Origin of the sequence: Hyphobacterium sp. CCMP332 (assembly GCF_014323565.1) — a bacterium.
Taxonomy (GTDB): Bacteria; Pseudomonadota; Alphaproteobacteria; order Caulobacterales; family Maricaulaceae; genus Hyphobacterium.
Window position 1 is genome coordinate 2,615,680 of record NZ_CP058669.1, and the last position, 20,757, is coordinate 2,636,436.

Consider the following 20,757-nt stretch of genomic DNA (forward strand, 5'->3'; position numbering starts at 1 on the left):
CCGGAGCATCAACGCCAATCGGCTGTTTGGCCAATGGGTTCCAATCCCTCTCGGCACAGCCAGCGGGAACGGTTCTGACGCCCCGGATTAGCGTTCCAGCCGGTAATATCCGGTCGCACCAGGTCAAAATTGACGGGCACGGTCAAAGGCGCATGCGGCACTTCTTCCAGGAGGATTTCTTCTGCTGCGCCAAACAGGCGTTGCCTTTCGGCGGCGTCGCCTGTGGACAGCCCGGCCTCGATCAGGGCGTCATAGTCCGGATGCGTCCAGCGGCTGTAATTGATCTCTCCGGCCCGGCCCTCCCACATCAGAAGCGAGGCATAGGGATCGCCATATTCCGGCGTCCAGCCATTATTGCCGAAGGTGAAGTCACCGGCCCGCATGGCGGCATAGTGAAATTGCGCATCGCCCACACTGATATCGACAGAGACCCATGGCGCGATCAAGGCCCAGTCCTGCTGAAGCACGGGCGCGATCCGCTGTTGGGACGGCGTGTGCTGATAGACCACGTCCAGCGGGTTTTCGGGCCCGTATCCGGCCTCGATCAGCAGCGTTCTGGCACGTTCCCGCCGCGTTTCCATGTCATCGTCGGCATAGGACAATCGCAAGCCCGGCGCCGCATTCGGCACCGCTTCCGAAATCATCCGGAAACTCGGATTGGAGGCACCATTCAGCACTTCATTGGCGATAAAGCGCCGGTCAATCGCCATCGAAAAGGCCTGCCGCACGCGTACATCCGTAAACGGGCCAGCTGCCGTGTTGAAAAGAATGTCCTCGGCCGTATAGCTGGCGGATTCGCGAACCAGATCGCCGTGCTGCTGACGCAGCATGGTGATGTTCGACCCCTCGATGTCGGTATGAAGGTCGAGCTCCCGTGTCCGGACCATGCGTTCGCCAGTGACGCGGTCGGACACAGGATAATAATAGACGGTATCAAAACAGACCTGGTTGGCCTCGAAGAATTCCGGATTAGCTGTCAATTCGATGAAATTGTTCGTTCGCCACTGCGACAGAATATAGGGTCCATTCGTGACGATATTTTCGGGTTGAATCCAGGCATCGCCATGAATGTTGTAAACATGGCGGGGCAGCGGGTAACTGTTATTGACAAGAAAATCCTCCAGATGTGGCATCGGATAGGCCAGTCGTATTTCCAGAGTCTGATCATCCAGCGCTTCAACACCGAGCGCTTCCGGCGGCAGAGAACCGGAAATGACCTCCGTACCGTTCTCGAAAACAAAGTATTTGGAGCTGTTTTCATTGAGTGTCGCTGGCGCCGCCGCCCGCTGCATTCCGGCAGCTACATCATGGGCCGTCACCGGAGCCCCGTCTGACCACCGGCTTTCGCGCAGCGTAAATCGCCAGGTCAGCCCGTCGTCCGAAGTCTCGGCGTGCGTCACCAGTCCGGGTATGGTGTCGCCAATTTCATCCGCGACATAGAGACCGGAAAACATGTCCATGATGATCGCAAATTCGATATTCAGAACCGTCTTTTGCGGGTCCAGCGTCAGCGGTTCGCCGTCATTACCGCGATGGAGTGTGCGGGTGTCGTCTGTGCCGCCACTGCATGCGACCAGAAAGGCCGCGGCAAATGCGCTCGTAAGCCCAAGCATTCTTGACATGATTTGATCCCCCTCCATCACCCTGATCAGGATGACGGGTGGGGTCAAGCGAAAGCCGCTCGGGTGAACAATTAAGTCGCGCTTGCCAAAACCCCATCCAGCCATTTGCGGGCCCGGCGATTGGCCGTCCGGCCTTCCGGCACCAGCGGCTGGAAAATCGGGAAGACATGCCACAGCCCGGACCATACCTCGCAGGCGACGTCAACATTCGCGGCATCGAGGCGGTCAAACAGCCGTGTTGTGTCATCCAGCAGGACTTCATCCGACCCGGTCTGGATCAGGGTCGGAGGGAAGCCGTCAAAATCGCCAAACAGCGGTGAGACGCGCGGGTCTGCCAAATCCATATCGCCGCCATAAAGCGGTGCCGCTTCCTGCAGCCATTCCGCCTGCAACAGCGGATCGACGGCATTATTGGTAAAGGCATTCGCGCCGCTGACGGTCAGATCACACCAGGGCGAATAGAGAATGAGCGCATCCGGCAGAGCCTCGCCCAATGCCTTCAGGCGCTGTGTCAGGGCCAGGGCGAGCCCGCCGCCCGCCGAATCTCCCGCCACAACGACCGGGCCGTCCATGCCCTTGCGCATGTCGCGATAGGCGGCGAGGCAATCATCGACCGCCGCGGGGCAGGGATGTTCGGGGGCGAGACGGTAATCCGGGGCGCGGGTTTTCATGTTCAACGCCGCGGCCAGCCGCGAGATGAAGGGGCGGTGGCTGAAGGCGGACCCCCGGCAATAGCCGCCGCCATGCAGATAGAGCAGCTGTCCGTCTCGCGGCGCTTTGGGCCCGAAGACAAGTGTGCGCAGACCGGCCAGTTGGACATCGGCATAGACCACGGACCTGTCCATCGGAATACGCTTCCCGGCAGAAGCCATGATCTTGCGGCCCACCTCCATGTCGACCTCCGGGCTCAACCCCTGCGAGGCCCGGCGCGCCATGCGGCGACCGAGAGCGGTACGGATTTTCAGGCCAAAGCGTGGTGGAATGGTCTCGAAATTCATGGCCTCTGCCTGCTTTCTTTCGGATTTGTCACTTGCCGGACTTTAGGCTGCTCCTAACTTCCTTCACAACAAAGACTTTGGGGAGGTTCACATGCTTGTTCGCTTGATCGCGGGTTTTGCCGCATCTCTTTCGCTCGGCGCCGCCAGTCAGGCTGCGGATATTGTATTTCAGTCCGCCGATTTGCCCGAGGCCGGAATCCTCGTGATTCCGGTTGGCAGTGATTTGGACATTCCGGAATCGGCACTAACGCCGGATGATGCCGCCTACATGTCTCGGGCCCTTTCGGCCGCGGATTTTAACGGCGAAGCCGGGACCATGACAACGCTCTATGCGGTCGGCCCGTTCGACCGGATTATTGCTGTTGGCACGAACGGTCTCGACCGGGCCGCCGCCGAGACCCTCGGCGGAGAACTCATCAATCTCTCTCGCAGCGAGGAAACCGCCCTGTCAGTGCTCTGGCCGAATACAATGGGCGAACCGGTGGCCCTCAGCATCGCACTCGGGGCGGGGCTCGGCGGATACCGGTTCGACCGCTATCTGTCGGATGCCCCGGACTATGAGCCGGTATTGAATTTTCATGTCGCCGACCCTGACGGCATGAGGGCGGCCTTCGACGCCAGTCATGCGCCAATTATCGAGGCGACCGCCTTCGCCCGGGACATGATCAACGCACCGGGAAATGAAGTCTATCCGGAAGTATTCGTCGAACGCACTCGAGCAGCCTTTGCCGGCGAGCGCAATGTCAACATCCGCGTGCTCGATGTTGCCGCGATGGAGGCGCTGGGAATGGGCGCCATTCTCGGCGTTGGGCAAGGATCTGCACGGCCACCCCGTCTGTTGATCGTCGAATATACCGGAGGTGAAAGCGGCACTGCGCCGATCGCTTTTGTCGGCAAGGGCGTCACATTCGATACGGGCGGCATCTCGATAAAGGGCAATGACGGCATGTGGCGTATGAAATACGATCTCGCCGGAGCGTCAGCCTCGGTGGCCGCCGTGCTCGCATTGGCGCGCCGCGATGCTGGCGTCAACGCCATCGCCGTCGCGCCGCTGGTCGAAAACATGCCCTCGGGCACGGCCCAGCGGCCCGGCGATATCGTCACAACCATCTCGGGCCAGACCATCGAGATATTCTCCACCGATGCTGAAGGCCGTCTGATCCTTGCGGACGCGGTTCGCTACACCCAGGATCAGTACAGTCCGTCCCTGATGATTGACATCGCCACACTGACCGGCTCCGTGCGGGTGGCGCTGGGTCAGGAATATGCCGGCCTGTTCTCGCGCCATGATGATGTGGCGCAGCAAGTCCTTGAGGCAGGTGAATCCGTGGGTGAGGGGCTCTGGCGCTTGCCGTTGCATCCCTCCTATGCCGAGGATATCCGGTCGCCGGTCGCGGATATCCGCAATACAGGCGGCGATGGCGCCGGGGCCGGTATCGGCGCACAGGTCATCGGAACATTCGTGGATGAAACAACACGATGGGCCCATATCGACATGGCAAGTGTCGGCTGGGCATTTTCCTCGACACCGACCACACCCGAGGGCGGCGTTGGATGGGGCGTTCGTCTGTTTGATGCCATTGCCCGTCAGGAAGAGGCCCGCGACTAGTATTCGCTGCCAAAACTTTCTAAATCGGCAAGCCGCGCTGTACAGCAGCGCGGCTTGTTCTCGTCTGCAAAGAGTGGAATCAAGCCCGCTTCAGCCCTTACCCAACGGTATTCACAATGACACAGAAATTTCCCTCGCTTCCATCGCCCCTGTCCCTGCCGGCGATCGATACGGAAATTCTGGGATTCTGGGATCAGGACAGGACATTCGAAGCGTCGGTGTCCGAGCGGCCCGAACATGACCAGTTTGTCTTTTATGACGGACCGCCCTTCGCCAACGGTCTGCCGCACTATGGCCATTTGCTCACCGGTTTCGTGAAGGATGTGATCCCGCGCTATCAGACGATGAAGGGCAAGCGCGTCGAGCGTCGCTTTGGCTGGGATACCCATGGTCTGCCGGCCGAACTGGCCGCTGAAAAGGAAATCGGCGTCTCCGGCCGCAAGGCGGTGCTCGATCTCGGTATCGACAAGTTCAACGATGCCTGCCGCACGGCGGTCCTGCGCTATACCGAGGACTGGGAGGAATATATCCGCCGGTCCGCGCGCTGGGTCGACATGGAGAATGACTACAAGACGCTGGACGTCTCCTTCATGGAGAGCTGCATCTGGGCGTTCAAGCAGCTTTACGACAAGGGTCTGGTCTACAAGGATTATCGCGTCGTTCCCTATAGCTGGGCGGTGGAATCACCGCTGTCGAACTTCGAAACCCGGCTGGACAATTCCTATCGCATGCGCACCGACCCGGCGGTCACGGCCGCCTTCCCGCTGACTGATGGCACCGGCCTGCTTGCAGACGCGCGCGTCCTGATCTGGACGACGACACCTTGGACCCTGCCGTCCAACCTCGCTATCGCGGTTGGCGAGGACATCACCTATGCGGTGATGGGCAATGGCACCGACAAGCTTGTCCTGTCGGCCAATGGTCTGGAGAAATACAAGAAAGAGCTGGAAGGCTATGAAAAGCTGGGCGAGGTCAAAGGCACTGAGCTGAAAGGCCTGCATTATACGCCGCCCTTTGATTATTTCATCACCCAGGAAAACGCCTTCCAGGTGCTGTCGGGCGATTTCGTCGTCGATGAGGACGGCACGGCGATCGTGCACATGGCACCGGGTTTTGGCGAAGACGATTTGCGCGCCTGCAAGGAGGCCGGCATCGGCGTCGTCGTGCCGGTCGATCATACCGGCAAATACACGAGCGCCATCCCAGATTATGAAGGCATGCTGGTGTTTGATGCCAACAAGCCGATCACCCAGCGCCTGAAGGATGAGGGCAAGCTCATCCGCCATGACACGATCGATCACAATTATCCGCATTGCTGGCGCACGGACGAACCGCTCATCTACAAGGCCGTCGAGTCCTGGTATCTGGAAGTCTCGAAATTCCGCGAGCGCATGGTCGAACTGAACCAGCAGATCGACTGGACACCGTCACATGTGAAGGACGGCCTGTTCGGCAACTGGCTCGCCAATGCGCAGGACTGGAATATCTCCCGTTCGCGTTTCTGGGGCACGCCGATCCCGGTCTGGGTGTCGGACAATCCGAATTATCCGAGGGTCGATGTCTATGGCTCGATCGCGGAATTGCAGGCCGATTTCGGCACCGAAGTGACCGACCTTCACCGGCCCTATGTCGATGATCTGGTCCGTCCGAATCCGGATGACCCGTCCGGCAAATCCATGATGCGCCGCGTCGAGGATGTCTTCGATTGCTGGTTTGAATCCGGCTCGATGCCGTATGCCGCCGTGCATTATCCGTTCGAGAACAAGGACTGGTTCGAGACCAATTTCCCGGCGGATTTCATTGTGGAATATGTCGCCCAGACGCGCGGCTGGTTCTACACGCTGATGGTGCTGGGCACGATGCTGTTCGATAGCCCGCCCTTCAAATCGGCCATCTGCCACGGCGTTGTTCTGGACGAAAACCGTCAGAAACTGTCCAAACGCCTGCGCAATTATCCCGACCCGCTCGAATTCTTCGACGATTACGGCTCGGATGTGATGCGCTGGTTCCTGATCTCTTCACCGGTTCTGACCGGTGGCGATCTTCTGGTGCCGAAGGAAGGCCGCGAAGTCGCCGCCGTTCAGCGCGAGGCGATCTCGCCGCTCTTGAACGCCTATGCCTTCTTCTCGCTCTATGCGAATCTGGAGACACGCACCCCGCAGCTCGTCACCAAAGCCGACGATGCGCTGGACAAATACATCCTCACCAAGACGGGCGAGCTGGCCGCGGTCGTGGCCGAGCGTCTCGATGCCTATGACGTGCCGGGCGCTTGCCGCGAAACCAAGGCTTTCATGGATGCGCTGACAAACTGGTATATCCGCCGCTCCCGCGCCCGTTTCTGGGGCAGCGAGGATGCGCAGGCTCAGGCCGCAGCGTTTGATACGCTTTACACCGTGCTGGTGCGGGTTTCGCAAATCGTCGCGCCGTTGATGCCGATCGTCGCCGAGAAGCTCTACAAGAGCCTAACAGGCGAGCGCTCCGTTCACCTGACGGAATGGCCGACCGCCGACCTCTTCCCGCAAGACCATGACATGGTCGCGGCGATGGATCGCGTGCGCGAAGCCTGTTCAGCCACCCTGGCCGTGCGCGAACGCTTCCGTCTGCGCGTCCGCCTGCCGCTCAAATCGCTGGTGGTGGCGCACCCGGAAGCCATGAGCCTTCAGCCCTATGCCGGCCTGATTGCCGATGAGGTAAATGTCCGCGACGTGATTTTTGCCGAGGACCTCGCAAACTACGGCGAGCTTCAGATGAAAGTAAATCCGGTCATCGGCCGCCGCCTTGGCGCGAAAATGAAAGACGTCATGATGGCCTCGCGTCAGGGTGAGTTTACGCTCAATGATGACGGCACCGCTGTCGTCGCCGGCGAGACGCTGGGCGAAGGCGATTTCGAAATGCGCCTTGAAAGCGCCGAAGGCACCGCCGCCGAACCCTTCGACAAGATTGGCGCGGCCGTGCTCGATGTGTCAGTCGATGCTGATCAGGAAAGCGAAGGCCTCGCCCGCGACCTCATCCGTGCGGTCCAAACCGCACGCAAGGAAGCCGATCTCGATGTCTCCGACCGGATTGTTCTGGGCGTCGAGGGCGATGAGGTGCTTGCCGCCGCCATTACCACGCATGGCGAGATGATCAAGTCGGAAACGCTGGCGGTCGAATTGTTACCGAGAATTCACGCAAATCCGGCCACGCCGCCACAACTACCCGATGGCTTTATGGGGTTTCAGATGTCGCCGGGCACAGGGGGGGCTGGGGGAAATCAACCCTTTTTCACCGAAGCCAAGCTGACGGGCCACGTCGTGAAGGTGTCGGTGCAGAAGGCCGGTTAACACCTCGTCCGGTCACGCAGACGCCTCCCCTGTAAACAGGGGAGGCCGAAGCACGCACAAACACCCAACACAAAAACCGGGTCCCTCGGGCTCGCCTGTCCTCTACCCTGATCGGGGAAGCCGAGGGTCCATCTCTAAAGAACTGGATGGATCCCCGGATCAAGTCCGGGGACCGCGGGAATGTTATGAGCCAGACGCCCTCGTCATTTCCTGTATCGCCAGCAGCCCTTCAACCGACGCTTCGCCTTTCTCGGCTGACAGGTCTGCCGTCGCGCGGGCGAGCGCGGCATAGAGCGCGGCAAGGTCCGCGTCCGCGGCCGCCAGTTTTTCCAGATGCCGCGACACCGTCTCTGCATCGCCGCGCGCGACAGGCCCGGTCAGGGCTGCCGCCGGGCCGCGCTCCAGCACGGCCTCCAGCGTGTCACGCAGAATCGGACCGGTGATGGCGAGGCCATCCGCGCGGGAAATCCGGGCGTGCACAAATGTCTCCAGCCCGGCATGGATGAGTGTCGGCAGATGGTTGGCCATGAAAACAATCGCCGTGTGATAGAGCGTCCGGTCGACATCTTCGGGCAAAGACAGCGTTTGCGCGCCGATCGCCTGGAAGGCAGCGGCGAGTTCGGTCCGCGCAGACGCCTCGCCGTCCAGCGTCACCATTGTTCCGGCAAATGTCGCCACCGACCGGTCCGGGTCAGCGAACGCCTTGACCGGATGGGCGCAGACACAACGGACCGGCAGACCCGCCAGAGATGAAAAAGCCTCAAGCCCGCGCGCACCGGAGGTATGGGCGATGATCGTCCCGGGCTTGAGATCACACAGGGCAAGACGCGCCAGCGCGCTTTCAAGCTCCGGGTCAGGAACCGGGACCAGAATGATATCGGCGTCTGCCGGATCGCCATTCGCCTGGCCTGCACCGATAAAGGCGGCGGCGCCCTGCGCGGTCTCGTCGCGTCGCGTAATGACGGCGCCGATCTCGAAGACCTGCGCCGCGTAAAACAGTCTCGCCAGCGTCCGCCCGACCTTGCCGGGGCCGATGATGGCGAGGCGTTTCATCAGCCCTTGAGCCGCGCGGGCAGCCAGCTCGCCGGGTCAGCCAATTGAGGTGCGAGTCGAGCATCAATATCCTCAACCTCGTGTTCACCAGCAGTTGCGTGACCAAATTGAAGCCAGAGGTAACGAATACGTTTTTTAAGGGCGTATTTTCGTTGTTTATCTAAGCTTGCCTCACGGTGAAAAACTTCAACATTAATTCCGCGTTGGCGCATCATATTGGCCAATTGGTCTAACTTGATGGCATCGCTTTGTTCTGGCCGGGCGATCAGAACATCTGTCGGGGAGGCGCGTTCGCCGGTGATGACGCCTTCTTTCACTAGCTTGGCGAAAAGACGCGTCAGGCCGATGGAGATACCCACGCCCGGCAGGTCGCGATTGATATAGGCGCCGACCAGATCCGCATAGCGGCCCCCGGCGCAGATCGTGGAATATTCGGGATAATCAATCAGCTGCACTTCATAGACAACGCCGGTATAGTAATCGAGCCCGCGTGCAATCGCGAGATTGGCTTCCACCACGCTCTCGCCGGTATCCGCTGCATTTAATCGGTCCATGACCGTCGTGAGTTCGGCCAGACCTTCTTCAAACAGCTCGTTCTCGACGCCTAGCTTGCGGGCCTCCTTGGCAAAACCGTTATCGGTCGAGCGGATTTGCGCCAGAGCCAGACAGGCTTTGGCGGTTTCGGCTGGAAGGCCCAGCTCCTCTACGAGGGTGCGTTCGATCTCGCCCGCCGGCAGTTTGTCGATCTTGTCGACGACGCGGATGACGTCTCCGGCATTTTCAATGCCCAGCCCTTCATAGAAGCCGACGAGGATTTTCCGGTTGTTCAGCATGAAGCGGACAGGGCCGGCGCCCACAGCGTTCAGCGCGTGCAGGGCGATCAGCGGAATCTCTGCGTCGAAATCGTGCGAAATCTCGTCCTGATCGATGACATCGACATCGCATTGCAGGAATTCGCGGAAACGCCCCTCTTGCGGGCGCTCGCCGCGCCAGACCCGCTGGATCTGGTAGCGTTTGAACGGGAAGGTCAGTTTATTGAAATGCTGGGCCACATAGCGGGCCGTTGGCACGGTCAGGTCAAAGTGCAGAGCGAGGCGCGCGCCCTTATCCTCTCCCTCCGCGTTCAAGCGTTGCAGCCCGTAGATTTCCTTGTCGACGTCCCCGCCCTTGGCAGCCAGGGTCTCGACCTCCTCTACAGACGGCGTTTCGATATTCACATAGCCATAGCGCTCGAACGTCTCGCGGATGGTATCAATCCAGCGCAGCTCCGCCCGGCGTATTTCGGGCGTGTATTCCGGAAAGCCGCTTATCGGTTTGGGTTTCAGAATTTTTCGCTTTTGCATTTTTGACGTCACTTACCCATGTAATACATATGAAGGCGGCGATAGCCTCGGAAGGGCCTGTCTGTCCACTCCTTGGCATGCTTGACGCGGCATACAGGCCTTCTATAACCCGCGTCCTTGGTTTGTGGCGGCTGTAGCTCAGCTGGTAGAGCACTCGGTTGTGATCCGAGCGGTCGCGGGTTCAAGCCCCGTCAGTCGCCCCATTTCCTCTTATCCGTTTTCGGCTTCGATTTCTTCCCGCAGGGCTTCCAGCTCCAGCCACTGGTTTTCCTTGGCGTCCAGCTCGTCCTGCGCGGCCGCCAGTTGTTTCGAGGCAGCGGCAAACCGGTCCGGATTCTTGGTGAACAGGTCCGGCGCGGCGAGTTCGGCTTCCAGCTTTGCGATTGCGTTGGTCAGTTTGTCGATCTCGCCGGGCAGGCGCTCCAGCGCATACTTGTCCTTGTTCGCCATTTTCCGCTTATCGGCTTTCGGAACGGAGGAAGATGTGCCGGATTTTGGTGCAGAGGTGGACTTCGCCGCCTTGCGCGCCGCCACATCCGCGCCGCGCTGAGCCATCATGTCGGAATAGCCGCCGGCATAGATCTGCCACTTGCCATTGCCTTCCGGTGCGACCACGCGCTGGGCGATGCGGTCAAGAAAATCCCGGTCGTGGGTGATGAGGATCACTGTGCCGTCATAACTGGCGATGAAGTCTTCCAGAAGATCCAGTGTCTCCAGATCGAGATCATTCGTCGGTTCATCCAGCACCATCAGATTGGAGGGCCGCGCCAGCGAGCGTGCCAGCAGGAGCCGGGCCTTCTCGCCGCCCGAGAGGGTGCGAACGGGCGTCCGGGCCTGTTCCGGGCGGAACAGGAAGTCCTTCATATAGGCCATGACATGTTTGGTCTGGCCGCCGACCTCGATCATGTCGCCGCCGGGCGAGAGAGCGTCTTTCACCGACCATTCCGGATCGAGCACGGCGCGGTGCTGGTCCAGCGTGGCGATTTCCAGATTGGTGCCGAGCCGAATCTCGCCACTATCGGGTTCGATCTTGCCGATCAGCAGATTGAGCAGCGTGGTTTTCCCCGCGCCATTGGGGCCGAGCAGACCAATGCGCTCGCCACGATCAATCTGGATCGAGAAGTCCCTGACAATCGGCGTCTCGCCCCAGCTTTTGTTCAGCCCCTTCGCCTCGACCACTCGCTTTCCGGACTTGCCGGCATCGGTCTGCTCGATATTGGCGAGGCCGACACTTTTCTCGTAATTGCGGCGCTTGTCCTTGAGGTCGCCGAGCTCGCGCATGCGGCGGACATTGCGCTTGCGGCGGGCGGTCACGCCATATCGCACCCAGTGTTCCTCGCGGGCAATCTCGCGGGAAAGCTTGTGTTGTTCCGCGGCTTCTTTCTCGAGCAGGTCGTCGCGCCAGTCCTCGAAGGCAGCAAACCCCTTGTTCAATTCCTGTGTTGCGCCCCGGTCCAGCCAGACGGTCTTGCGCGACAGATTGGACAGGAAACGCCGGTCGTGACTGATCAGGACGAAGGCGGAGTTGCCGGACTTCAGCTCGCCTTCCAGCCATTCAATTGCTGGCAGATCGAGATGGTTGGTCGGTTCGTCGAGAAGCAAGAGGTCCGGGGCCGGGGCCAGGGCGCGGGCGAGGGCGGCCCGGCGACGCTCGCCGCCCGAGAGGGTAGCCGTGGTTTCGTCGCCGGTCAGACCCAGCGAGTTAAGATAGTAAAGCGCCCGGTGTTCATCATCGCCTGGTGTCAGCCCGGCCCGGACATAATCCAGCACGGTCGGCCAGCTGCTCAGGTCCGGATCCTGTTCCAGATAACGTACGGTCGCGCCCGGATGCAGGAAGCGGTCTCCGCTATCGGCCTCGACCAGACCGGCTGCGATTTTCAGGAAGGTTGATTTGCCCGAACCATTGCGCCCGACCAGACAGATGCGGTCGCCCTCTGCCACAGTCAGATTGGCCTCGCGCAGAAGCGGCGTGACCCCGAAGGTCAGCGAGGTATTTTGCAGGGTCAGGAGTGGCGGATTGGCCATGCCGGGCTAGACGCCTTCTCCAGCGAAGGCTTTCTCGATCACGAACTGCGCCGGCGCCGCGTTCGAGCCCTCGGTAAATCCCTTGTCCAGCATGATCTGCTTGAGGTCGCGCAGCATGGCGTCGGAGCCACAAATCATCACCCGGTCAGTGGCGGGATCCAGGGCGGGGCGTCCGATGACAGAGGCCAGCTCGCCATTATGGATGAGATCGGTAATGCGGCCGCGCTGATCCTGTGTTTCATCCCGCGTGGTCGAGGTGAAGTGGATCAGGCGGTCCCCCACCAGTTCGCCCACCAGAGGATCCTTGCGGATATCCTCGACCAGCTGCTTGCCGTATTCCAGCTCGGCACCCGTCCGGCAGGTATGGGTCAGGATGACTTCCTTGAATTTCTCATAGGTTTCCGGCTCGCGGATGATGCTGGCAAAAGGTGCAATGCCGGTTCCGGTCGAGAACAGATAGAGATGATCACCTGGTACCAGCGCATCATGAACCAGCGTGCCGGTCGGTTTCTTGCCCAGAAGGACGCCATCGCCGACCTCGATATGCTGGAGTTCGGTCGTCAGCTTTCCGCCCGGCGCCTTGATGGAATAGAATTCCAGCTCTTCATCCCAGGTCGGGCTGCAGATGGAATAGGCGCGCAGGACCGGCTTTCCGTCAATCATCAGGCCGATCATGATGAATTCGCCGGCCCGGAAGCGGAAGGCGGCCGGGCGCGTGATCCGGAAGGAAAACAGCGTATCTGTCCAGTGTTTGACGGCCGTCACCCGCTCGACCGTGCAGGTCTTCGGCGGCGTATAATCATCGGTCAGGATATTGTCGAACATGGCGGCGATCCGGCGGCTCGGTTGAACGTGCCGGTCTCTTAGCCCGCCTTGCCGCCAATTGCACGGGGACGCGCTGTCACAGCTTCAGACCCGCCGACTCACGACTCTCATTGACTCTTCTTTGTTATGGAACAAAACTAGAACAAATGATCAGAAAGAGAGGTCTTCAAAGCCTCGTGCGGCCCGCATCCGGGCTGCGCGATGAGGCCGCATCTCCCGCCTTCCCCTTCGGGCTGGCGCGCGTGGGCGTGCATGAAATCGCTGAAACCGCCTATGGCGATGCGGGCGCGGCGGCGGGATTTGCGCTTTCGGCGCTGAAAACCGCCCGGCCCGGTATCTGGCTGTGGATCCGCGAGCGCGCCCTGATCATGGATCAGGGGCGGGTTACCGGGCTGGGCGCGGCGGCCTTCGGCCTCGACCCGTCGCGCTTTGTGTTTGTCGACGCCGCGTCATCTATGGAGGCCCTGATGGCGACCGAGGAAGGCATAAGGTCCGGTGCGGTGTCCACCGTCATCACCGAAGCCAGAAGCGCCAGTTTTACCGCAACACGGCGCCTGATCCTTGCCAGCGAGTCCAGCGGCACTCCGGCGCTTCTGCTCTTGCCACACAATCGTCAGGGTGCGACCGCTGCCCATGCCCGCTGGCGGATATCGCCCGCGCCGTCTGCGCCCAACCTGTTCGACGCCCGCGCGCCCGGCTCCCCCCGCTGGATCGCCCGGCTGGAACGCTGCCGCACCGCCCCCGGACAGGCGGGCCGCCAATTTGATCTGGAGTTTGATGATGAGACGCTATGCCTGCGTCTGGTTTCCGGACTGGTCGATGGACCGGCTGCGGCGCGCCCGGCGCGGCCAGCCGATATCCTGCCATTCCGAAAAGCCGGATGAGCTCCCTTTCATTCTGACCGAGCAGGGCGTGACGGGTCTGCGCGTGGCGGCGGCGAATGCGTCCGCCACCCGCCTGGGTATTGGTCCGGGCCTGCGGTTCGCCGATGCCAGATCCCGCGCTCCGGATGTGCAGGCCGAACCGGTTGATCGCGGGGCCGATGCCGCAGCGCTGGAAGCGCTGGGCCTGTGGGCGACACGCTGGACGCCCCTGTCGGCGGTAGACGGGATCGACGCCCTGCGGCTGGACATTACCGGCTGCGCCCGTTTTTTCGGCGGCGAGGGCGCGCTCCTCAACGACATTGGGGAACGCATGGCCGAGGGCGGCCTGTCCTGCCGGATTGGGGCCGGGCCGACACCGGGGGCCGCCTGGGCACTCGCGCGCCATGGCGCGAGCCGGGTCAATGTCTGCCGCAGTGATCACCCGGTTGAGGAGGCCTTGAAGGACCTGCCGGTGACGGGTCTGCGCCTGACCGAAAATGCCGAGCGCCTCCTGCGCCGTTTCGGGCTGACCCGGATCGGCCAGCTTTATCCCGTTGACCGTACGGCTCTGGCGCGCCGTTTTGCTTCGAAAGAGGCGGCCAATGCGGTCCGCTTCCGGCTTGATCAGGCGCTGGGGCTTTATGCCGAACCTCTGGTGCCCTTGCGTCCACCGCCGGATTATGCGGCGCGGCGCTCTTTCGTCGAACCGTTGATTTCCGGGGAAGGGATTACCGCTGCACTGGAAGGCCTCGCTGAAACCCTGTGTGACCACCTTGAACAGGATGGGTGTGGCGCGCGCGATTTCACCCTGACGGCGTTCCGTTCGAACGGCTCGGCCAGTTTTGTCTCCCTGTCGACTGCCCGGCCGGTGCGTGATGCCGCCCACATCCTCCGCCTCTTCCGGGACCGGATTGAAAGGATTGATCCCGGTTTCGGGATTGACCTTCTGGCGCTGACCGCCGCCCGGCCCGACACGCTGGAAACCGAGGCCCGGCCCCTTTCGGCGGATCTGGCACCCGGCCCGGTCGACCGTGTGGCGCTCGCTGCTCTGGCGGATCGGCTGACAGCGCGGCTGGGGGAGGGAAGTGTCCGCATGCCGCGGGCCATTGCCAGCCATGATCCGGCCCGTGCCGAAGCGCTCGCCGTGTTCGAAGGGCAGGAAGAAGACTGGGATGACGCCGTCCTCGCTCCGCGCAGCGATCGCCCGGCCCGCCTTCTGGAGCGACCCGAAGCGGTCGATGTGCTGGCGGAAGTGCCCGATGGTCCGCCCGTCCGTTTCATCTGGCGGCGCGTGCCAAGGCGGGTGAAGCGCGCCGATGGCCCGGAACGCATTGCCCCGGAATGGTGGCGTACTTTCAATGCCGAGGCCCGGGCGCGGGATTATTACCGCATAGAGGATGAGGAGGGCCGCCGCTACTGGGTCTTCCGCGAAGGCCTGTATCAGGATGGCCGGGGCGGTCCGCCACGCTGGTTTGTGCACGCGCTGTTTGCATGACGGACTATGCCGAGCTTCAGGTGACGACCAATTTTTCCTTTCTGCGCGGGGCCTCCCATGCGGAAGAACTGGTCCTGCAGGCGCGCGCCTCGGGCCTGTCGGCCATCGGGATTTGTGACCGCAATACGCTGGCCGGTGTCGTGCGCGCCCATCTGGCGGCAAAGGAGCACGGCCTCAAACTGCTGGTGGGATGCCGGCTCGATCTCGTCTGCGGACTTAGCCTCATCTGCTATCCCACAGACCGGGCCGCCTATGGCCGTCTCTCCACCCTCCTCTCCCATGGCAAGATGGGGACAACAAAAAAGGGCGAGTGCCATATCACGCTGGAAGATGTAGCGGCGCACGCTGAAGGACAAATTCTCATCGCCGTGCCGCCACGGCGCGTGGATGAGGCATTTGAAGCCCGGCTGAGCGGGCTTTCAAGGCTCTGGCCCGGGCGCTGTTATCTGGCGGTGAGTTTCCGGCATGGCGGCCGCAACCGGGAACAGATTGCCCGGCTGATGGCGCTGGGCGAGCGCACCGCCACGCCCGGTGTGGCGACCAATGACGTCCTCTATCACATCCCCCACCGGCGGCCCTTGCAGGACGTGCTGACCTGTATCCGCGAAGGCGTGACCATCGAGACCGCCGGTTTCCGGCTGGAGGCCAATGCCGAGCGCTATATCAAACACCCGGCGGAAATGGCGCGGCTTTTTGCCGGCCATGAGGCCGCGCTTTATCGCACCATGGAAATCACCAACCGCTGCCGGTTTTCGCTGGACGAGCTGGCCTATCATTATCCCGATGAGCCGGTCCCGCCGGGTACGACAGCGCAAAGACATCTGGAGCATCTGACGCGTGAAGGGGCGAAGGAACGCTATCCCGGGGGCGTGCCGCAGCGCGTGCAATCCGCCATAGACAAGGAGCTCGCCCTGATCGAGGCGCTCGATTACGCGACCTATTTCCTGACCGTGAATGATATTGTGGCCTGGGCGCGGGCCCAGGACATTCTGTGTCAGGGCCGGGGGTCGGCGGCCAATTCCGCGGTCTGTTTCTGCCTCGGCATTACCAGTGTCGATCCGGATAAATCCAGCCTCCTGTTTGAACGCTTCATGTCGAAGGAGCGCCGCGAGCCGCCCGATATCGACGTTGATTTCGAGCATGAGCGCCGGGAAGAAGTGATCCAGTATGTCTATCGCCGCTATGGCCGCCACCGGGCCGCCCTGACCGCCACCGTCATCTCCTACCGCCCGCGTTCGGCGGTGCGTGAAGTCACCAAGGCGCTGGGTCTGTCGGAAGATGTCGGCGCGGCGATGGCGGGTACGGTCTGGGGCAGTTGGGGCCGGGAGGTCTCTGACAAGCGCATTGCCGAAGCCGGTCTGGATCCGGCCAACCCGATGATCCGCCGGGCGATCCGGTTGACCACCGAGCTGATCGGTTTTCCGCGTCACCTTTCCCAGCATGTGGGTGGTTTCGTTCTGACCCAGGGGCCGCTGATCGAGACCGTTCCCATCGGCAATGCGGCGATGGATGACCGCACTTTCATCGAATGGGACAAGGACGATATCGACGCGCTCGGCATCATGAAGGTGGATGTGCTGGCGCTGGGCATGCTGACCTGTATCCGCAAGGGCTTTGACCTGATCGCCCTGCATGGCGGGCCGCACTATGATCTGGCCAGCGTGCCGCCGGAGGACGTTGAGACCTATGACATGCTGTGTGCGGCGGATTCCGTCGGCGTCTTCCAGGTCGAGAGCCGGGCGCAGATGCACATGCTGCCGCGTCTCAAGCCGCGCAAATTCTATGATCTGGTGATCGAGGTGGCGATTGTCCGTCCGGGTCCCATTCAGGGCGATATGGTGCATCCCTATCTGCGCCGCCGCAATGGTCTGGAGCCGACGGTCTTTCCTTCGCCCTCACCCGATCACGGCCCGGCCGACGAGCTGGAACAGATACTGGGCCGCACAAAGGGCGTCCCCCTGTTCCAGGAACAGGCCATGCAGATCGCCATTGATGCCGCGAAATTCACGCCCGACGAGGCCAATGGTCTGCGCCGCGCCATGGCCACCTTCCGCAAGGTCGGCACAATCCAGCATTACGAGGAAAAGATGGTGAATGGCATGGTCGAGCGCGGCTATGACGCGGACTTTGCCAAGCGCTGTTTTGATCAGGTGAAGGGGTTTGGCGAATATGGCTTCCCGGAAAGCCATGCCGCCAGCTTTGCCCTGCTGGTCTATGTCTCGTCCTGGATGAAATGCCACCGGCCGGACGCTTTTGCCGCCGCCATCCTCAATTCCCAGCCCATGGGATTTTACGCGCCCGCCCAACTGGTGCGGGATGCCCGCGACCATGATGTCGAAGTGCGCGATGTGGACATCAATCATTCCGATTGGGATTGCACGCTGGAACCGGCCCGGCAGGGTCCCTGGCCATGTGCGGTCCGGCTGGGCATGCGCCTCGTTGACGGGCTCGGCCGGGACGAGGCCGAACGCCTGATGCAGGCGCGGGGCGCCGGTTATGAGGACCCCGCCGCGATCCGGCGCCGGGCGGGTTTGCGCCGCGCCCCTCTGGAGGCGCTTGCCGCTGCGGATGCGTTCCGCTCGGCAGGCCTCGACCGGCGGCAGGCGCTGTGGTCGGTCCGGGGGGAGAGCAGGGATATGGCCTTGCCGCTCTTTGCCGTGGCCGATGCAAGAGAACAGGGCGCGGATGCCGAAGTGCAGCTGCCGGAGATGCCACGCTCGGAGCATGTTCTGCAGGATTATCAGACCATCCGCCTGTCCCTGAAGGATCACCCGATGCGGTTTTTGCGGCAGGCCTATGGACAGATGGGGATCAGGACCACTCAGGAAATCAATCATCTGCGCAATGGCAGCCGGGCCAGCCTGGCCGGTGTGGTGCTGGTGCGACAGCGCCCCGGATCGGCCAAGGGCGTCTGCTTCATCACCGTGGAGGATGAGACCGGTGTTGCCAACCTCGTCGTCTGGCCGCGCGTGATGGAGACTTATCGCCCGGTCGTCATGGGCGCGCGTCTGCTGCTGGTGAAGGGGCGGGTGCAATCAGCCGAAGGCGTCACCCACCTCGTCGCCGAGGAACTCATCGACCGTACCGCCGACCTGACCCTGCTATCGGAAGATGCCAGCCGTGCCCTCGATAATGCGCTCGCCCATGCCGATGAAGTGCGCCGGCCGGTCGATGATCACCGCGTGCCAGCAGCGCGCCATCCGCGGCAGGTCCGCATCATCCCGAAGAGCCGGGATTTTCACTAGGTCCGCCGCATCGTGGGCAAAGTTCCATAGGTCAGGGCGCGCCAGACCCATTCCAGCGGGCCGAAATGGAACGCCTTGAGCCAGAAGTGGCTGAAAATGATCTGGAAGGTAAAACCGGCAACCGCGATCGCCATGGCGGATGTCGCCGTGGCCTGGCTCATCAGATCCAGACCCGGCCCGATGCCGAACAGGGTAAAGCCGATGATGAAGCTCTGCATCACGTAATTGGTCAGCGCCATGCGCCCGACCGGTGCCAGTACCCCGAAAAGTCTTGCCCCCCATCCCGTGCGCAGGGCGAGCACAAGCCCCGAAACATAGCCGGCCGCGATCAGGGGCGTTGCGACCATGTGCAGGAATTCACCGAAAAACGACCCCGCCACACTCTCGCCCGACAGGCCGATATCCGCGCCGAACTGGTTGAGCACTTCCAGCCCCAGGCCGAGGGGCAGGGCGATCAGCAGGACGTTCCGGAAGCCCGGCAGGAAATCATCGGCGCGGTGCAGCCATTGTTTTCGCCCGACCCACATACCCAGCAGGAAGCGGCCAAAAGTGTAAAACGCCAGACCGATGATCGGCCCCTTGAAATAATCGACCTGGTTTACGTGCCAGAAGTCCTGAACCAGCGCCCGGTAATCTCCGGCGGCAGAAAGCGCCTGACGTTCCAGAACCGCGGCGTCCGACCACAGCGCATCATATGCCCCGTTGTCATACAGGCCGGACAATTCAGCGATCATGCTGAATCCCAGCCGGCCAAAGACCGCCAGGATGATGCCCCCGAAAAGGATCATCCGGTCACTGGCCTTGCGCACCAGCAACAGGCCGAAGCCCAGAAAGGCGTAAAGGTGGAGAATGTCCCAGAACCAGATGAAGGTGATGTGGATGAGGCCGATCACCATCAGGATCACCAGACGCCGGGCATACAGACCGGAAAAGCCAGCACCCCGTTCACCCAGGCGCGTCATCTGGACATAGAATCCCAGCCCGAAAAGGAAGGCGAAAAGTGTGTTGGCCTTGTCATCAACGAAAATCCGGACAGCGAGGTGTATCAGCCGGTCGAAGCTGCGGATCGGTGACGCCTCCAGCTGGGCCTCGGTGGTCACATAGCCCCAGACCACAATGCCGACGATATTGGCCAGAAGCACGCCAAACAGCGCAAATCCCCGCAAGACGTCGAGATCGGTAATGCGTTCACCGGACGCAATCGGCGCGGCCTGCTGATCGGTCATATTTGTCCCCCGCCCCATTCACCATCCCTGCCTAGACAATGAAAGTTGACGGATCACTCACGTCATCGCCCGGCCGGGCTTCGGGGGGACAGCGTCGCGAACCTTCCCCCTTTTCCGGAAACATGGACTCCTGTTCATTGGCGCTCAACAGGGGAATACCCCTATGGTCGATTGAAACGGGACAGGCGAGGGAGGCGGCGCACGACGCTGCGAAAAAATCATGTTGGAAATCAGGAATCTTTCGAAAACCTATGGCAATGGTGTGCGCGCGCTGGATGATGTCTCGCTGACCATTCCCAAGGGCATGTATGGTCTGCTCGGGCCCAATGGTGCCGGCAAATCCTCATTGATGCGCACCATCGCCACCCTGCAGAATGCCGACAAGGGCTCGATCGAATTCAACGGGATTGATGTTCTGAAAGATCCCGCAAAGCTGCGCGCCCAGCTCGGTTATCTGCCGCAGGATTTCGGTGTCTACCCGCGCATGTCGGCCCGCGCCATGCTGGATCACCTCGCTATCCTGAAGGGCATTTCCGACAATAAGGACCGCAAGCGCGTGGTCGAGGGCCTGCTCGAGCAGACCAATCTTGCCAAGGTCGCCAAGAAAGCCGTCGCTTCCTATTCCGGCGGCATGCGCCAGCGTTTCGGCATCGCCCAGGCACTGATCGGTGATCCCCAGCTCATCATCGTGGATGAGCCGACCGCTGGTCTCGACCCGGAAGAACGCAACCGCTTCCACAATCTGTTGTCCGAAATCGGCGAGAATGTCGTGGTCATCCTCTCTACCCACATTGTCGAAGATGTCGCCGATCTCTGCCCGCAAATGGCGATTCTCAATCAGGGCCGGATTGTCGCCGAAGGTGCCCCGGCCGACCTGATCGCGAAACTGGAAGGCAAGGTCTGGCGCAAGCGCATTGCAAAAGCGGCCCTGCCGGAACACCGCGCCCGCTACAATGTCATCTCCACCCGTCTCACCCAGGGCGAGGTGTTGATCCACGTCGAGGCCGACAGCAAGCCGGATGACGGCTTCGATGCGATCGCGCCGGATCTCGAGGACGTCTACTTCTCCACCATCACTGCGGGCCAGACGGCCACGGAAGCGGCCTAGGCCGGGCAGGAGGAGACACGTC

At 61.7% G+C, this 20,757-nt stretch carries 13 protein-coding genes and 1 tRNA gene; 7 read left to right on the top strand and 7 right to left on the bottom strand.

Annotated features, from left to right (window positions below):
- Positions 1–8 precede the first annotated feature (8 nt).
- Both HXX25_RS13050 and HXX25_RS13055 read right to left on the bottom strand, forming a co-directional pair.
- Positions 9–1,622, bottom strand: coding sequence for a peptide ABC transporter substrate-binding protein (locus HXX25_RS13050; protein WP_187166327.1), 1,614 nt, complete (start codon positions 1,620–1,622; stop codon positions 9–11).
- Positions 1,623–1,693: 71 nt separating this feature from the next.
- The gene (locus tag HXX25_RS13055) at positions 1,694–2,620 is read right to left on the bottom strand and encodes an alpha/beta hydrolase (RefSeq protein ID WP_187166328.1); all 927 of its coding nucleotides are present in this window, start codon (positions 2,618–2,620) and stop codon (positions 1,694–1,696) included.
- A gap of 91 nt (positions 2,621–2,711) precedes the next feature.
- Here HXX25_RS13055 and HXX25_RS13060 point away from each other — a divergent pair, with 91 nt between their 5' ends.
- Positions 2,712–4,229 carry a leucyl aminopeptidase gene (locus HXX25_RS13060; RefSeq protein WP_187166329.1) on the top strand — a complete coding sequence of 506 codons (1,518 nt, stop codon included), beginning with the start codon at positions 2,712–2,714 and terminating at the stop codon, positions 4,227–4,229.
- Between the two features lie 116 nt (positions 4,230–4,345).
- Complete coding sequence (gene ileS / locus HXX25_RS13065) at positions 4,346–7,552, top strand: isoleucine--tRNA ligase (RefSeq protein ID WP_187166330.1); 3,207 nt, start codon at positions 4,346–4,348, stop codon at positions 7,550–7,552.
- A 183-nt stretch (positions 7,553–7,735) separates the two neighbouring features.
- On the opposite strand, the gene HXX25_RS13070 is transcribed toward ileS, so the two are convergent.
- Together HXX25_RS13070 and hisS are read right to left on the bottom strand one after the other, a co-directional pair.
- A complete protein-coding gene (locus HXX25_RS13070) occupies positions 7,736–8,605 on the bottom strand; it encodes a Rossmann-like and DUF2520 domain-containing protein (protein ID WP_187166331.1) in 870 nt (289 codons plus the stop codon).
- The gene (gene hisS / locus HXX25_RS13075) at positions 8,605–9,948 is read right to left on the bottom strand and encodes a histidine--tRNA ligase (RefSeq protein ID WP_187166332.1); all 1,344 of its coding nucleotides are present in this window, start codon (positions 9,946–9,948) and stop codon (positions 8,605–8,607) included. The genes HXX25_RS13070 and hisS overlap by 1 nt, the downstream gene beginning before the upstream one ends.
- Positions 9,949–10,075: 127 nt before the next feature.
- On the opposite strand from hisS, the gene HXX25_RS13080 reads away from it, so the two are divergent.
- A tRNA-His gene (locus HXX25_RS13080) sits at positions 10,076–10,151 on the top strand.
- A gap of 7 nt (positions 10,152–10,158) precedes the next feature.
- Here HXX25_RS13080 and HXX25_RS13085 read toward each other — a convergent pair.
- Positions 10,159–11,973, bottom strand: coding sequence for an ABC-F family ATP-binding cassette domain-containing protein (locus tag HXX25_RS13085; protein ID WP_187166333.1), 1,815 nt, complete (start codon positions 11,971–11,973; stop codon positions 10,159–10,161).
- 6 nt (positions 11,974–11,979) lie between these two features.
- A complete protein-coding gene (locus tag HXX25_RS13090; RefSeq protein ID WP_187166334.1) occupies positions 11,980–12,798 on the bottom strand; it encodes a ferredoxin--NADP reductase in 819 nt (272 codons plus the stop codon).
- Between the two features lie 146 nt (positions 12,799–12,944).
- On the opposite strand from HXX25_RS13090, the gene HXX25_RS13095 reads away from it, so the two are divergent.
- The 3 genes from HXX25_RS13095 to HXX25_RS13105 are packed head-to-tail and all read left to right on the top strand — an operon-like array spanning position 12,945 to position 18,401.
- The gene (locus HXX25_RS13095) at positions 12,945–13,682 is read left to right on the top strand and encodes an ImuA family protein (RefSeq protein ID WP_187166335.1); all 738 of its coding nucleotides are present in this window, start codon (positions 12,945–12,947) and stop codon (positions 13,680–13,682) included.
- Positions 13,576–15,156 (top strand): DNA polymerase Y family protein, encoded by a 1,581-nt coding sequence (locus HXX25_RS13100; protein ID WP_233346728.1) that lies wholly within the window; start codon positions 13,576–13,578, stop codon positions 15,154–15,156. Before HXX25_RS13095 ends, HXX25_RS13100 begins: the two co-directional genes overlap by 107 nt.
- The gene (locus HXX25_RS13105; protein ID WP_187166336.1) at positions 15,153–18,401 is read left to right on the top strand and encodes an error-prone DNA polymerase; all 3,249 of its coding nucleotides are present in this window, start codon (positions 15,153–15,155) and stop codon (positions 18,399–18,401) included. The genes HXX25_RS13100 and HXX25_RS13105 overlap by 4 nt, the downstream gene beginning before the upstream one ends.
- On the opposite strand, the gene HXX25_RS13110 is transcribed toward HXX25_RS13105, so the two are convergent.
- Positions 18,398–19,627, bottom strand: coding sequence for a DUF418 domain-containing protein (locus HXX25_RS13110; RefSeq protein ID WP_187166337.1), 1,230 nt, complete (start codon positions 19,625–19,627; stop codon positions 18,398–18,400). The genes HXX25_RS13105 and HXX25_RS13110 overlap by 4 nt on opposite strands.
- 220 nt (positions 19,628–19,847) lie before the next feature.
- Here HXX25_RS13110 and HXX25_RS13115 point away from each other — a divergent pair, with 220 nt between their 5' ends.
- Positions 19,848–20,735, top strand: a complete 888-nt coding sequence (locus tag HXX25_RS13115; RefSeq protein ID WP_187166338.1) for an ABC transporter ATP-binding protein — start codon at positions 19,848–19,850, stop codon at positions 20,733–20,735.
- Positions 20,736–20,757: the final 22 nt, after the last annotated feature.